General features: G+C 33.5%; 9 protein-coding genes, 1 tRNA gene and 1 pseudogene. All 11 read left to right on the top strand.

Annotation, left to right across the window (positions count from 1 at the left end; genetic code table 11):
- Positions 1-113: 113 nt before the first annotated feature.
- The 11 genes and pseudogenes from MKY00_RS02840 to MKY00_RS02890 all read left to right on the top strand — a co-directional run bounded on the left by MKY00_RS02840 (position 114) and on the right by MKY00_RS02890 (position 15,332).
- The gene (locus tag MKY00_RS02840) at positions 114-575 is read left to right on the top strand and encodes an NUDIX hydrolase (RefSeq protein WP_016716405.1); all 462 of its coding nucleotides are present in this window, start codon (positions 114-116) and stop codon (positions 573-575) included.
- 486 nt (positions 576-1,061) lie between these two features.
- On the top strand, positions 1,062-1,838 hold the full coding sequence (locus tag MKY00_RS02845; protein WP_000664712.1) for a transglycosylase domain-containing protein: 777 nt from the start codon (positions 1,062-1,064) through the stop codon (positions 1,836-1,838).
- A 187-nt stretch (positions 1,839-2,025) separates the two neighbouring features.
- Positions 2,026-2,679: a DsbA family protein gene (locus tag MKY00_RS02850; protein ID WP_000842720.1), complete on the top strand. Its 654-nt coding sequence runs from the start codon at positions 2,026-2,028 to the stop codon at positions 2,677-2,679.
- A gap of 114 nt (positions 2,680-2,793) precedes the next feature.
- Positions 2,794-2,867 (top strand) — tRNA-Gly (locus MKY00_RS02855).
- A 198-nt stretch (positions 2,868-3,065) separates the two neighbouring features.
- Positions 3,066-4,208, top strand: coding sequence for a tRNA epoxyqueuosine(34) reductase QueG (gene queG, locus MKY00_RS02860; RefSeq protein WP_000345218.1), 1,143 nt, complete (start codon positions 3,066-3,068; stop codon positions 4,206-4,208).
- A gap of 44 nt (positions 4,209-4,252) precedes the next feature.
- A complete protein-coding gene (locus tag MKY00_RS02865) occupies positions 4,253-5,140 on the top strand; it encodes an amidase domain-containing protein (protein ID WP_000260538.1) in 888 nt (295 codons plus the stop codon).
- 58 nt (positions 5,141-5,198) lie between these two features.
- Positions 5,199-5,687 (top strand): tRNA (uridine(34)/cytosine(34)/5-carboxymethylaminomethyluridine(34)-2'-O)-methyltransferase TrmL, encoded by a 489-nt coding sequence (gene trmL / locus MKY00_RS02870; RefSeq protein ID WP_000538147.1) that lies wholly within the window; start codon positions 5,199-5,201, stop codon positions 5,685-5,687.
- Positions 5,688-5,816: 129 nt separating this feature from the next.
- Positions 5,817-7,885 (top strand): annotated as a pseudogene (locus MKY00_RS02875) (sensor domain-containing protein).
- Between the two features lie 392 nt (positions 7,886-8,277).
- Complete coding sequence (locus MKY00_RS02880; protein WP_000353283.1) at positions 8,278-10,173, top strand: PrkA family serine protein kinase; 1,896 nt, start codon at positions 8,278-8,280, stop codon at positions 10,171-10,173.
- 447 nt (positions 10,174-10,620) lie between these two features.
- Positions 10,621-11,796 (top strand): sporulation protein YhbH, encoded by a 1,176-nt coding sequence (gene yhbH, locus MKY00_RS02885; RefSeq protein WP_000503513.1) that lies wholly within the window; start codon positions 10,621-10,623, stop codon positions 11,794-11,796.
- Positions 11,797-11,924: 128 nt separating this feature from the next.
- Positions 11,925-15,332 (top strand): leucine-rich repeat protein, encoded by a 3,408-nt coding sequence (locus MKY00_RS02890; protein WP_341034409.1) that lies wholly within the window; start codon positions 11,925-11,927, stop codon positions 15,330-15,332.
- Positions 15,333-15,402: the final 70 nt, after the last annotated feature.

Below are 15,402 nucleotides of genomic sequence, written 5' to 3' on the forward strand. Positions count from 1 at the left end.
GCTTCTTTTTATGAATTTCATTAAGGTGATGAATGAGTAAAGGTATTTTGTTGTAGACAGGGAATATGCTTATAGGGATATGTGAAATATTCATTATTGCTAGGAGGCTTAATATGGAACATAAAACACCAAAGCATATCGTTGCTGTAGCAGGTTATTTAACAAATGAAAAAGACGAAGTGTTATTAGCTAAAGTACATTGGCGATCGGATACATGGGAGTTGCCAGGAGGACAGGTAGAAGAAGGAGAAGCGCTCGATCAAGCAATTTGTAGGGAAATAAAAGAGGAAACAGGATTAACGGTGAAGCCTATCGGTATTACAGGAGTTTACTATAATGCTTCCATGCACATTCTAGCTGTTGTTTTTAAAGTGGCATACGTGAGCGGTGGAATACAAATTCAGCCTGAAGAAATACAAGAGGCTAAATTTGTTGCTTTAAATGAAGAGAACATAGATGAGTACATAACGCGTCCTCATATGAAATCCAGAACGCTTGATGCGATGAGAGCAACACATTGTATTCCGTATGAAACGTGGGAAGTGCAGCCATATAACTTAATAGGAAGATTGTAAAGAAAAGAGTAGCCGGTTTGAGATACAATCAAATCACTACTCTTTTTTGTATACTGTTTAAGAAAAAGGTCAAAATAATAATAGTGTTAGTATTGATTTTGAGAACGTTTGTTCTGTATAATGTATGATATATTATATACATTTAGATTACTAGATACTCAAAAGTATATATATTGGTAGATGATATAATGAAAATAGAGTGCTTTAATATAGAAAGTATAATAGCCTTAAGATTTAATCTGTTATTGGTTTAGCATAATCTATATTCAATATTTCAGATGAATAGTAGATAAAAAAGGACTGTGATACAATACTTTTTTATCCCACTATTTGCCGGGCAATCAGATTGGTGCGTTCTGATTAAAGTTTCACCTTATACCTTACAATGATGTAAGGTATGTGTAAGAGAAATCGATGGGATATTTTTTTACAACAAGGTATTCTTAAAGTAAGAATTATACGCTGTGTGGAAAAGAGGTGTTTAAGATGAAAGAACGAGTATTATCTAGGGTGAACTATCATCAAAAAGTTGCATTAAATCCAATGACTAAGTTTTTGTATAAAGCCATTATTTTATTATTATTGTTAAGTTTCGCGTTATTATTCATTGGAAATGTAATGATCGAGAAAAGTGATATTAGTAAATTACATGTACCGGCTAAGTTAGAGGTGCCAGAATCATTAACACATGCATTTATTGCAACAGAAGATAAAAGGTTTTATCATCATAACGGTTTAGATTATATAGCGATTATCAGAGCGTCTGTTGAGAATATAAAAGCTGGTGGTGTTGTGCAAGGTGGTAGCACAATTACACAACAGTTATCAAAAAATGCTTTTTTAACGAATGAACGTACATTTTCTCGCAAGTGGAAAGAAATTTTTTATACAAAAAAAATTGAACGTACATTTACAAAGGATGAAATTTTAAAATTATATGTAAGTAATATTTATTACGGAGAAGGAGCATGGGGAATTGAAAAAGCAGCAAACCTATACTTCGGTAAAAAGGTGAGCCAATTAACATTGGCTGAAAGTGCAATGATGGCTGCTGTAGTAAAGGCACCTGCTTATTACTCACCGGTACAAAATTATGATAAGGCCGTAGAGAGACGAAATGTCGTTTTGAGATTGATGGAGAAAGAAGGCTATATCAATCATGATGAGTATGTGCAAGCAGTTAGTGAGAAGTTAGTCATTCGTCATGATATAAAAACAGAGCAGTCGATGTTAAATAGTGCTCGTGAAAAAGCAGTAAGCTAATGGAAGTTCCTACATAGGAGCTTCTTTTTTTGAATAAATTGTGACAAATCGTGACACAATATCGTCACAATTATTGTGTTTTTGTAATTTATGTGAGCGTGTTCATTGCGTGACGTATATAAGTGTTGATATTATGTGTATTGTGTACAATGCTGTATACAGAATATGAAATTAAAGAGGAATGTATATGAAATCATCGAACAAACTCATGGCTCTTGGTATAGTTTTTTCCATTGCAGTATTGATTGTGATCGGAACGATTGCGTATAGCATCATAAATGACAAAAAAGATAAAGGGAATGAGATGTTTGCTTATTCCACACAACAATCTTTAGGGAAAGATGATGCTCCGGTTAAGGTAGTTGAATTTGGAGACTTCAAATGTCCCGCTTGTCGTACTTGGGATGTAACAGTATTGCCACGATTAAAAGAAGAGTATATTGATAAAGGTAAAGTGCAGTTATACTTTATTAATTTTCCGTTTATTGGGAAAGACTCTGATTTAGGTGCAGCAGCTGGTGAAGCAATTTATAAACAAGATAAAGATTCATTCTGGACTTTCTATGATGAGATTTATCAAAGTCAAAAGAAAGATACGGAAGAATGGATTACAGAAGAATTACTTCTTAACATTGTGAAAGAGAAGCTTCCGAAAGTTGATGTAGATCAATTTAAGAAAGATTTACACAGTAAAGAAATAAAAGAAAAAGTACGTAAAGATTCAGATCGTGCTCAAAAATTAAAAGTTCAAGGTGCTCCTTCAGTATATATAAACGGAAATCTTGCAAATCCTGATTTCGATAGTATGAAGAAGGCGATTGATAAAGAATTGAAAAAGTGATGAGCTACTCATCACTTTTTCGACTTTTTTCGATAAAATTCTTGCTTCCGCTTTTTTTACATGCTATACTACTTTACATAAGTTATTCTAATATCTTATATGTATTTCATATTTGCGGGTGTAGTTTAGTGGTAAAACAAGAGCCTTCCAAGCTCTGGTCGAGAGTTCGATTCTCTTCACCCGCTCCAAATTTTATTAAATGTTTTTCTATAAATTGTGATCAACGCAGTGTTTCGTTTCCGAGATAAACGAGGCATTGCGTTTTTTAATGTTTGGAAAACAGTATTTTATGCGAAAATAGAAGTAAAGAATAGTATTCCAAAAGTGAATTGCTAACCAATAGATCGTTACATAAAGGATGGATTCATCTGAGGAGGCGATTAGGAATGGATTTTGAACAATTAAAGCAAGATGTCATTGCGTATAGTAAAACGATTGGTATAGATAAAATAGGCTTTGCTAGTGCTTCACCATTTGAAGAATTAAAGCAGCGGTTAATCCAGCAGCAACAATTAAATTATCAATCTGGATTTGAAGAGCCTGATATAGAAAAGAGAACGAATCCACAGCTTTTATTACCTGGTGCAAAATCAATTATTGCGATTGCATTAGCGTATCCTTCAAAATTAAAAAATGCACCATTAAGTAAGCGTGGAGAACGCCGTGGGATTTTTTGTCGTGCTTCTTGGGGACAAGATTATCATCTAGTTTTACGAGATCGTTTGCAGAAATTAGAAGCATATTTAATCGAAAAACTTCCCGATATAGAAGTTAAGTCAATGGTTGATACGGGTGAATTAAGCGATCGAGCTGTTTCAGAGCGTGCTGGTATTGGATGGAGCGGTAAGAACTGCTCTATTATTACACCTGAATTTGGTTCGTATGTATATTTAGGAGAAATGATTACAAACGTTCCATTCCCACCAGATCAGCCGATAGAAGATCAATGCGGGAGCTGTACAAAGTGTATTGATATTTGTCCTACAGGTGCTTTAATACAAGGAGGACAGTTAGATTCGAAGAAGTGTATAGCATTTTTAACACAGACGAAAGGATTCCTACCGGAAGAGTATCGCGACAAAATAGGTAATCGTATTTATGGATGTGATACGTGTCAGACAGTTTGTCCGAAAAATAAAGGAATGGATTTTCATAATCACCCTGAGATGGAACCAGATCCTGAGTTAGTTAAGCCGTTATTAACACCACTTTTAACAATTAGCAATCGTGATTTTAAAGAGAAATATGGAATTATGTCTGGTTCATGGAGAGGTAAAAAACCGTTGCAACGAAATGCAATTTTGGCACTTGCGCATTTTAAAGAGGCATCAGCAATTCCTGATTTAATTGGTGTTATGAAAGACGATCCAAGACCAGTACTTCGCGGAACAGCAGCGTGGGCGCTTGGGAAAATTGGTGGAGACGGCGTGGGCGAAGCTATTGAAAAAGCGATGCAACGTGAGAAAGACGAAGAGGTTCTTCATGAAATGAATCGCGGGCTTGAATTGTTAGCGCAGAAAAAAGAGTAGATAATATCTCCCTTTTTCATATTGTAATATGGGAGGGAGACGAAATGGTTGTAAAAATAAATATTGAAAAGCAAGTCCAACACTTTTTAGCATATATAACAGAGAAACGAACAAATGTAGATGGTATTGCTGAAGATTTATTACAAATAGCAAAGAGAAAGAAACAATTATTTCAAAAGCGTAATGCAGAGATAGTAAAAGCAACTGCGGACGTTTCTTTTATGAGGCAATTCAATAATAGCAATCATCAAGAAATTGATTATCAAATACATTTTAAATATTTAATTAAGCATAAAGAATTATTTTATATTGAAGAGGAACAATTAAAACGAAGAGTTTGTTTAAATAATAGCCGGATAATAGGTGATTATGCTATTGAAGTGCCAGAAGCAGTTGGAATGAGTGAGACATTAGAAAGGGAAGTTACAAAAGAGAAGTACGGTTCCTATCAGTACAACCGTTTAGAGGCAGTTAAATATGCAGAGCGTTGGTGGGATGATCGAAACCCTGCATATCGTAATTTCCCTGATAATTGTACGAATTTTATTTCTCAATGTCTTCATACTGGAGAAGTACCAATGAATGGATATCCTAATATTCGCAAAGGATGGTGGCAAAGGGAGAATCAGTGGAGTTGGAGCTGGGCTGTTGCACACTCTTTTTATTGGTATTTGTCAGGTGCTACATCAGGACTTCGAGCTGAAGCTGTAGAAAGGCCAGAGGACCTTATTCTTGGTGATGTCATCGCTTATGATTTCGAGGATGATGGTAGGTGGAATCATACGACGATTGTAGTAGCAAAAGACGCAGATGGTATGCCACTTGTAAATGCACATTCAGCGAATAGCCGTCGGCGTTATTGGAACTATGAAGATTCTAGTAAATATACACCACAAATGAAATATAAATTCTTTCATATTATTAATGGGTAGAGATTTTTCGCTCAAGTGGTATAATACGTAGTAGACAAAAAACAGAGGTGAATATCGCGTGGGAGTACATGTTGTTTTATATCAACCAGAAATTCCAGCAAATACAGGAAATATTGCTCGTACTTGTGCAGCAACTGGAACAGAATTGCATTTGATTAGACCGCTTGGATTTTCAACGGATGATAAAATGTTAAAGCGTGCAGGATTAGATTATTGGCAGCACGTGAAAATTACGTATTATGATTCAATTGAAGAGTTTTATGAGAAAAATAAAGACGGTGAGTTCTTCTATTTAACAAAGTATGGCGAGAAAGCTCATACAGCGTTTGATTATAGTAAACGTGAGAAGGATTACTACTTTGTATTTGGAAGAGAAACGAACGGTTTACCAGCTAATGTAATCGAAGAAAATTTCGATCATTGTTTACGTATTCCAATGACTGATAAAGTGCGTTCATTAAATTTATCAAATACAGCAGCTATTTTAATTTATGAAGCGTTCCGTCAACAAAATTATCCAGGATTAGATTTAGAAATTGTTTATTAAAAGTCGCCATATGGCGACTTTTTTTCTAAAAATAAAAATAAATATGGAATCATACATTTAAAAAAGGGTACATAGTCATATAGAATGGTGATATATGAATAAAAATAGATCAGACAGGTTGAGATAAATATGAAGGAACAATATCGTAATCAAAATACCTTTTTAAGTATGATAGATATGGATTTAATAAGAAGAGGATTATTACATGCTATTCAAGATTTAGTATTTATTGTGAAAGTTATGGATGATGAAACCTTTACATATATTTATGTAAATAAGATAGGTATGGATTATGCAAAGCTAAGCGAAGAATGTTATGGAAAAACGTTTTCTGAAGTATTGCCGAAAGATACGGCGGAAATATTGCAAGTGCAATATGCAAAAGTAGCGAGCGAAGTAAAAGCACATACCTTTTGTGATGTAGTTAGTTTACCAACTGGTAATTTACATTATGAATCTTCACTTAATCCTGTATTTGATGAAGAAGGAGTATGTCAGTTTATTATTTGTATTACGAGGGATATTACAGCTCAAATTGAGGAGAAGATTGAAATAGAGGAAAAACAAATGTTATTTAAGTCATTACTAGAATATAATAATGACTCCATTATATCTATAGATTCTATAGGTAGAATTACATACGCGAATCCAGTAACGTATGAAATATTTGGATATCGATATGAAGAATTAAATAATAAATTTATCTTTGAATTTATTAATAAAGAATATGAAAAAGATTTTCAAAGTATATTTAAAGGATCCATGCAAGGAAAAGCGAAGCAAATTGTTTCAAAGAAGTATATTCATAAAGAAGGGTACGAGCTATATATTTCTCTGAGGACGATTCCGATTATTGTAAATGGTGAAATTGTTGGAGTATATATTGTTACGAGAGATGTTACAAGGCAAGTATTAAATGAGATGAGAACGGAATATTTAGCTTACTATGACCAGTTAACAGGATTAATGAATAGAATTTCATGTGCAAATAAGTTAAATACTTTGTTGAATGATAATATAGAGTTTGCGCTTGTTTTTATAGATTTAGATGAATTTCATCTTATTAATGATACTTTTGGCCATAAAGAAGGAGATAAAGTATTACAAAAAGTTACAGAATGTTTAAGCAGTTTTGAAATAGCTGGTATGCACTTATTTAGAGAACACGATGATCAATTTGTTATGTTAATAGAAAATATAACGAAAGAACGTGTAGAGGGAGTTGCCAAAAACATACTGAAAAGGATTAGTGAACATTTTGTAATCGAAGAAGAGGACGTGTATTTAAGTGCGTCAATCGGAATTGTAATGGCTCCAACAGATGGAGAAGATGAAAAAATATTATTCCAAAGAGTTGATGCTGCTTTGGAAAAAGCAAAAGAAAAAGGAAAAGGGCATTATCATTTTTATTGCAGCGGGTTAGATTGTGAGCGTGAACAAAGATTTATAATAGAAAACCAATTACATCGTGCTATAGAAAAAAATGAATTCTTCTTATATTATCAGCCGCAAATTAATATTGAAACGAAAAAATAGCTAGTATGGAGGCTTTAATAAGATGGGAGAATAAAGAATTAGGATTTGTCTCTCCCAACCAATTTATTCCGCTAGCAGAAAGAACAGGATTTATTATTAAGCTTGATGAATGGGTAGTAAATGAAGTGTGTCGACAAATACGCGAATGGTTAAATAAAGGATATGAAGTTGTCCCAATTGCAGTTAATATTTCAGCCAGGCATTTTCGCTCTATTACATTAATAGAGATGATTACACGAGCTTTACATAAGTACAATGTACCAGCCCATTTATTAGCGATAGAGGTTACAGAAGGAGCACTTATACATAAAGATATATCGAAAAGAGTATTGCTACAATTAAAAGAACAAAATTTAAAGATTCATTTAGATGATTTTGGTACAGGATATTCATCTTTAAGTTATTTAAAAACGTATCCAATTGATACTTTAAAAATTGATCGTTCTTTTATGGAAGGCATACATGTAGATGAACGCGATACGAATATTACGGCTGCAATTATTCATTTAGCTCATACGTTGGAATTGAATGTAATTGCAGAAGGGGTAGAAAAAGCGGAACAAATACAATTTTTGAAGGAAAAGAATGTGAAGTTTGTACAAGGTTATTATTATAGCCGCCCTTTATCAAAATATGATGTGGAAAATGTGTATTATAAATAATTGATAAAAAAAGTGATGTGCTAAGAAGCACATCACTTTTTATGTGTACCGGGTTTATCATTGTAACCAGATGTAAAAATAGCTGTAAGAAATGTGAGTGATACACCTAAAATTAATAATAATTTCATACTAATATCCCTCCTATTTTTCAGTTTACGAATCTGAAATATGAATCGAAATGTATGTAATGTTCTTGGAAGAAAAGAATTTATTTAAAATGAATAGAGGTGTAAAAACTTTAATACCTATATTATACAGAATTTTCTTTGAATTTTGGAGAGAATTTTATAGCACTACTGTATATTTCATTTTGATTTAAAGAATGTTTAAGGACATCCTAGCATACCTTTTATAATAATCCGATTGAACAAGGAGATGGGGGAGGAGCTATAATGGATATTCTAAAAAAAATTGAACAGCATCGAGAAGCAGAAGAACGCTTACAATGGGAAGGTACGTTTGCGGAGTATTTGGAGCTTGTGAAGGAAAGACCATGGGTGGCTCAAACAGCACACTCTCGCATTTACAATATGATAAAAGATGCTGGAATTGAAGAAGTTGATGGTAGAAGAAAGTATAACTTCTTTAGTAATCAGCTATTTGGGTTAGAGGATGCTTTAGAACGTCTTGTAGAGGAATATTTTCATCCGTCTGCAAAACGATTAGATGTTAGAAAACGTATTTTATTATTAATGGGTCCTGTTAGTGGAGGGAAATCAACATTAGTTACGATGTTGAAACGAGGATTAGAAACATATTCACGAACAGATCGAGGAGCAATTTTTGCAATTAAAGGATGCCCAATGCATGAGGATCCACTTCATTTAATTCCGCACCATTTACGGGATGATTTCTTTGATGAGTATGGAGTTAGAATTGAAGGGAATTTATCACCACTCAACGTTATGCGTCTAGAACAAGAATATGGTTCGAGAATTGAGGATGTAGTTGTAGAGCGTATTTTCTTCTCGGAAGATCGCCGTACAGGGATTGGTACATTTAGCCCGTCTGATCCTAAATCACAAGATATTGCCGATTTAACAGGTAGTCTAGACTTTTCTACAATCGCAGAATATGGTTCAGAATCAGATCCACGAGCGTATCGCTTCGATGGGGAATTAAATAAGGCAAACCGTGGGATGATGGAATTCCAAGAGATGTTAAAATGCGACGAGAAGTTTTTATGGCATTTATTATCGCTTACGCAAGAAGGGAATTTCAAAGCGGGAAGATTTGCGCTTATTTCAGCAGATGAATTAATTGTAGCGCATACGAATGAAACGGAGTATCGCTCTTTCATAGCAAATAAGAAAAATGAAGCATTACACTCAAGAATTATTGTAATGCCAGTTCCATATAATTTACGAGTAAGTGAAGAAGAACATATTTATGAAAAAATGATTCGTGAAAGTGATGTGTCCAATGTTCACATTGCGCCACACACACTTCGCGTTGCAGCAATGTTTACAATTTTAACTCGTTTAAAAGATCCGAAGCGTCCGGATATTGATTTAATTAAAAAGATGCGTTTATATGATGGAGAAACGGTAGAAGGTTATAATGCGATTGATGTAGAAGAGCTGCAACGTGAATATCAAGATGAGGGCATGAGCGGTATTGATCCTCGTTATGTGATTAACCGAATTTCTTCTACAATTATTCGAAAAGAGGTACCATCTATTAACGCATTAGATGTACTTAGATCGCTAAAAGACGGGTTGGATCAGCATCCGTCAATTAGTAATGAAGATCGAGAGCGTTATATGAATTTCATCTCATTAGCAAGAAAAGAATATGATGAAATTGCGAAGAAAGAAGTACAAAAAGCATTTGTGTATTCATATGAAGAATCAGCGAAGACACTTATGGATAATTACTTAGATAACGTTGAAGCATATTGCAATAAATCAAAATTACGTGACCCATTAACAGGTGAAGAAATGAGTCCAGATGAAAAGCTAATGCGCTCAATTGAGGAGCAAATTGGAATTTCAGAAAATGCAAAAAAAGCATTCCGTGAAGAAATTTTAATTCGCATTTCTGCTTATGCGCGTAAAGGAAAACGCTTTGATTATAACTCACATGAGCGCCTTCGCGAAGCAATTCAGAAAAAACTATTTGCTGATTTAAAAGATATAGTGAAAATTACAACATCAACGAAAACACCAGACGAAAATCAGCTTAAGAAAATTAATGATGTTGTTGCACGCTTAATTGATGAGCACGGCTATAATTCTTCATCTGCGAATGAATTATTACGCTATGTAGGTAGCCTGCTAAACCGATAGTTTGATAACAAAACGCTGTCTCTTGTATTTTGCGGGACAGCGTTTTATTATCCATTCATATGTGTAAAGTGTCATACCTTGTCCAAATATAATAAATTAAGATGCAATTTTATGAATTTATTGTCAATTATTTTTACAATATGCATATGATAGAGTAACCAACCATTCATACGAAAAAAGCCAACACAATACAATATGTTGCAAAGTGTAAATGTGTGCAACTATGCATTGTGTTTCTTTCTTATCAAAGGCTGAATGATTCTTTTCTAGTATGTGAGTGGCAAAATTTTGTTTAGGATGCTCGGAGTATTATATGAAAAACGTTATATATGTTTATGGGATGATTTTCGATGGGCAGTTATCTTTCATTCTAGCTGGCACAGTATAAAACAAAATTTCTAGCTTGCTGTTCATATAGGAAGACAATTACAGTAAGGAGGGAAAGAAATGGGTGAAGAAAACCAACCAAATTATACGATTTCACAGGAAAACTGGTCCCTCCATCGCAAAGGATATGACGACCAACAACGCCATCAAGAGAAAGTACAAGAGGCAATTAAGAATAATTTACCCGATCTTGTAACAGAAGAAAGCATTGTTATGTCTAATGGTAAGGATGTTGTAAAAATACCGATTCGTTCTTTAGATGAATATAAGATTAGGTACAATTATGATAAAAACAAACACGTTGGGCAAGGAAATGGTGACAGCAAAGTTGGTGATGTCGTTGCGAGAGATGGATCAGGTGGTCAAAAGCAAAAAGGACCAGGAAAAGGGCAAGGAGCAGGGGATGCGGCTGGAGAAGATTATTATGAAGCTGAAGTCTCTATTTTAGAATTAGAGCAAGCATTTTTCAAAGAGTTAGAGTTGCCTAATTTAAAGAGAAAAGAAATGGATGAAAACCGAATTGAGCATGTTGAATTTAATGACATTAGAAAAACAGGATTATGGGGCAACATTGATAAGAAAAGAACGATGATATCCGCATATAAACGAAATGCGATGCGTGGTAAAGCATCTTTTCATCCGATTCACCAAGAAGACTTAAAGTTTCGTACTTGGAATGAAGTGTTAAAGCCAGATTCAAAAGCTGTTGTATTAGCGATGATGGATACAAGTGGATCGATGGGAATATGGGAGAAATATATGGCACGGAGCTTCTTTTTCTGGATGACGAGATTTCTACGCACAAAGTATGAAACAGTAGATATTGAATTTATTGCCCATCATACGGAGGCAAAAGTAGTTCCAGAGGAAGAGTTTTTCTCAAAAGGAGAAAGTGGCGGAACAATTTGTTCTTCTGTATACAAAAAAGCACTCGAGCTAATTGATAATAAATACTCACCAGACCGCTATAATATTTATCCATTCCATTTTTCAGACGGTGATAATTTAACTTCAGATAATGCTAGATGTGTAAAACTTGTTGAAGAATTAATGAAGAAGTGTAATATGTTTGGGTATGGGGAAGTGAATCAGTACAACCGCCATAGTACCCTCATGTCAGCCTATAAAAATATTAAAGATGAAAACTTCAGATATTATATTTTAAAGCAAAAAGCAGATGTATTCCATGCGATGAAGAGCTTTTTTAGAGAAGAATCAGGAGAGAAAATGGCATAACCCCTTTTTAAGGGGTTATTTTTTTGTAAACTTTTTATTTTTTTAGTTGACAATGATAATGAAAATCATTATCATTTATTCGAGAAATGATTACATTTTGAATTATATATTTTGGAGGAGATGTAAAGTTGAAAAGAAATAAAAGAAAACATATAAATGCAATGTTAATAGCGGCGACGTTATCGTTGCCGTTTGCGGTATATTCAACGCCGGCATTGGCGTCCACTGTAGCGGCAGAAAGTAAGGCTGGACAGAATGTAAGTAAATATGCTTTTGATGCTGTGATTAAAGCATACAAACAAAATTCAGATGAAGAATCATATGCAACAGTTTATATAAAAAATCCTAAATTAACGATTGAAAATGGAAAAAGGATTATTACGGCGACATTAAAAGATAGTGATTTCTTTGAATATCTTAAGGTTGAAGATGTGAACAATCCAGGTGTATTCCAAGATGTGAAAGTATTATCAGAGGATAAAAGAAAGCATGGGACGAAAGTTATACAGTTTGAGGTGAAGGAATTAGGAAAAAGATACGGTATGCAAATGCATATTTTAATTCCAACTTTAGGCTATGATAAGAACTTCCAAATAGATTTTGATGTGAACTTAAAAACATACGTAGAAGATGATGATATAGAAGATAATGAAGATGAACAAGAACAACAACAAAATGATGGAACACAAAATGTAATAGTAGATAAAAAATTACAACAAGCTATTAATAAATATGCATTAAACAGAAAGGATGTAAACGAACCTATAAAAAAAGAAGACTTAGCTGAAGTAAAAGAATTGATCATATACTCTGGCCAAGGGATTAGTAGTTTAAAAGGTTTAGAGAATATGGAAAATCTAGAGAAGTTAACGCTAGAAGGATCTGAAGTGAGAAATATAGGGGCAGTTTCACATTTGAAGAAATTAAAACAAGTTAATCTTTCCGGTAATAAAATTGAAAATATTGAACCGATTGCAAACCTAGAGAGGTTAGACACACTTCATTTACAAAATAATAAAATTGTTGATGTAACACCGTTAAATCAGCTGAAAAAAATTCGAACAATTGATTTAACAAGTAATAAAATTAAAGATATTAAGCCACTGTATACATTATCAAATTTAAGAAAATTATATATTAGTTCTAATCAGGTTAGTGATTTTACAGGTATTGAGCAATTAAATAAGTTAAGTACCTTAGCTGTTGAAAATAATGGGATTGAAAATATTGAACCGATTAGTAAACTGGATAGTTTGGCTGAACTTAACCTTAAAAATAATGAAATACAAGATATTGCGTCATTATCTAAATCAACTAGTTTACAAGCATTAAACTTAGAAGAAAATTATATTTCCGACATAACATCGTTGAGCAATTTGAAGAATTTATATGATTTAAAGCTTGCAACAAATGAGATTCGTGATATAAGACCTATACAAGAATTGGGTGAAAAAATTCGCATAGATGTCCAAAGGCAAAAAGTTTTTTTAGATGAAGGTTATATAAATAGTAATATTGCAATTCCTGTATACGATTTAAAAGGCGATCCTATTCAAACAATTCAATGGAAGAGTGAGAGTGGAAGTATTGCAAATGGATTTATAAAGTGGGATAGTTTAGGTGAAAAAATGTATGAATTTAAGTTAGAAGCTGCTCCTGCTGAAAGCAAAATAAGATTCCATGGAATGGTAGTTCAAAAAATTGTTGAACAACGTGAAGAAAGTGACAATGTAATCAAAGATAAAAACTTAAAACGATATATGAACAAACATAATTTTGAGAGAAAAAATTTAGATATGCCTATTACAAAGGAAGATTTATTAACAATTAAGAAATTTAAAATGGCTGATGGAGAAAAGCAAGGAATAACAGATGTTGGTGGAATAGAGTTTATGACAAATCTGGAAGAGCTTACGCTACAGAACTTTGGATTGAAAAATACGAGTTTTATCTCGAGTTTGAGAAATTTAAAAATAGTAGATTTATCCAATAATGAAATTGAAGATATGCAGCCGATAAGTTCATTAACACAACTTGAAAATTTAAATATAAGCAATAACAATGTTAAAAATGCTAAAGAATTATTCAAAATAAACACTTTAAAGATTTTGAATATATCCAATAATAAAATTGGAAATGCTGATTTGGAAGGAATTTCTCAATTAAATGAATTAGACAAATTAGTAGTAAATCATAATAATATTAGTGGTTTAGAAGAAATCAGCAATATAAATAAATTAAACTCACTTGAAATTATAGGAAATAAAGTAGTAGATGTAACGCCATTAAGTAAATTAGCAAATTTACAGTGGTTAGATTTATCGGATAATAAAATTAAAGATATTTCTGTGTTTTCTTCAATGTTAGAATTAATTGGTTTAAAACTTCCTGGAAATGAAATTCAAGATGTAAGACCGATTATCCAACTATCTCAGTGGTCGACAATTGATATTAGAAGACAGAAGATTAAATTAGAAGATGCACAAGTAAATCAAGTAGTGAAAATTCCAGTTCATGATGTAGAAGGTGAACCACTTGAAGATATTAATCTGAAAAGTGAAGGCGGAATCTTAAATGAAGATGATGGCACTATCGTATGGACAACAACAGGTGAGAAGAAATACGATTTTGCTTTTGATGGAACTAAGCAGTTTGGGCTTCTTATATGGTTTAGTGGTGAAGTTGTACAAAATATTGTAGAGAAATTAGACCAAGTAGAGGAAGAAGTAGAGAAGCCAAAAGAAGAAGGAAGTAAAGCAGAGGCGGAAGTAGAGAAACCAAAAGAAGAAGCGAGTAAGCCGGAATCAGAGATAGAGAAGCCGAAAGAAGAAGGAAGTAAAGCAGAGGAAGAAGTAGAGAAGCCGAAAGAAGAATCAAGTAAACCAGAGGCAGAAGTAGAGAAGCAGAAAGAAGAATCAAATAAACCAGAGACAGAAGTAGAGAAGCCGAAAGAAGAAGGAAGTAAAGCAGAGGAAGAAGTAGAGAAGCAGAAAGAAGAATCAAATAAACCAGAGATAGAAGTAGAGAAGCCGAAAGAAGAAGGAAGTAAAGCAGAGGAAGAAGTAGAGAAGCCAAAAGAAGAAGGAAGTAAAGCAGAGGCGGAAGTAGAGAAGCCAAAAGAAGAAGGAAGTAAAGCAGAGGCAGAAGTAGAAAAGCCGAAAGAAGAATCAAATAAACCAGGGACAGAAGTAGAGAAGCCGAAAGAAGAGGCAAGTGAACTTGTAACAGAGGATGAAAATATAAAGAAACCAGAAGGCAACGTTAAGAAACAAACAGAGGGCTCAAATGAATTAGGAACAGCTACTGTTCAGAAGAATGAAGCGGTGCAAGCACCTGCACAAGTACAGGAAATAGTGAAGCAAGCAGCGAAAGAAAATGTGTCAGATAAACAAGGTAGCAAGAAGAAAGAAGAAAGTGAAAAATCTTTAGCAGCAACAGGTGGACAAGAAAATAATGTATCTTTATTTGGTGGCCTGGCATTAGTTTTATCTGCACTTAGTATGTTTGTGTTTAGAAGAAATATATTTAAAAAATAAATAACGTTTTATCTTATTATATGATTTTTATAAAGAGGTTATCATAGCAATTTCATTTTGAAATGTGCTT

Source organism: Bacillus sp. FSL R9-9834, assembly GCF_038006905.1.
GTDB classification, from domain to species: Bacteria; Bacillota; Bacilli; order Bacillales; family Bacillaceae_G; genus Bacillus_A; species Bacillus_A pacificus.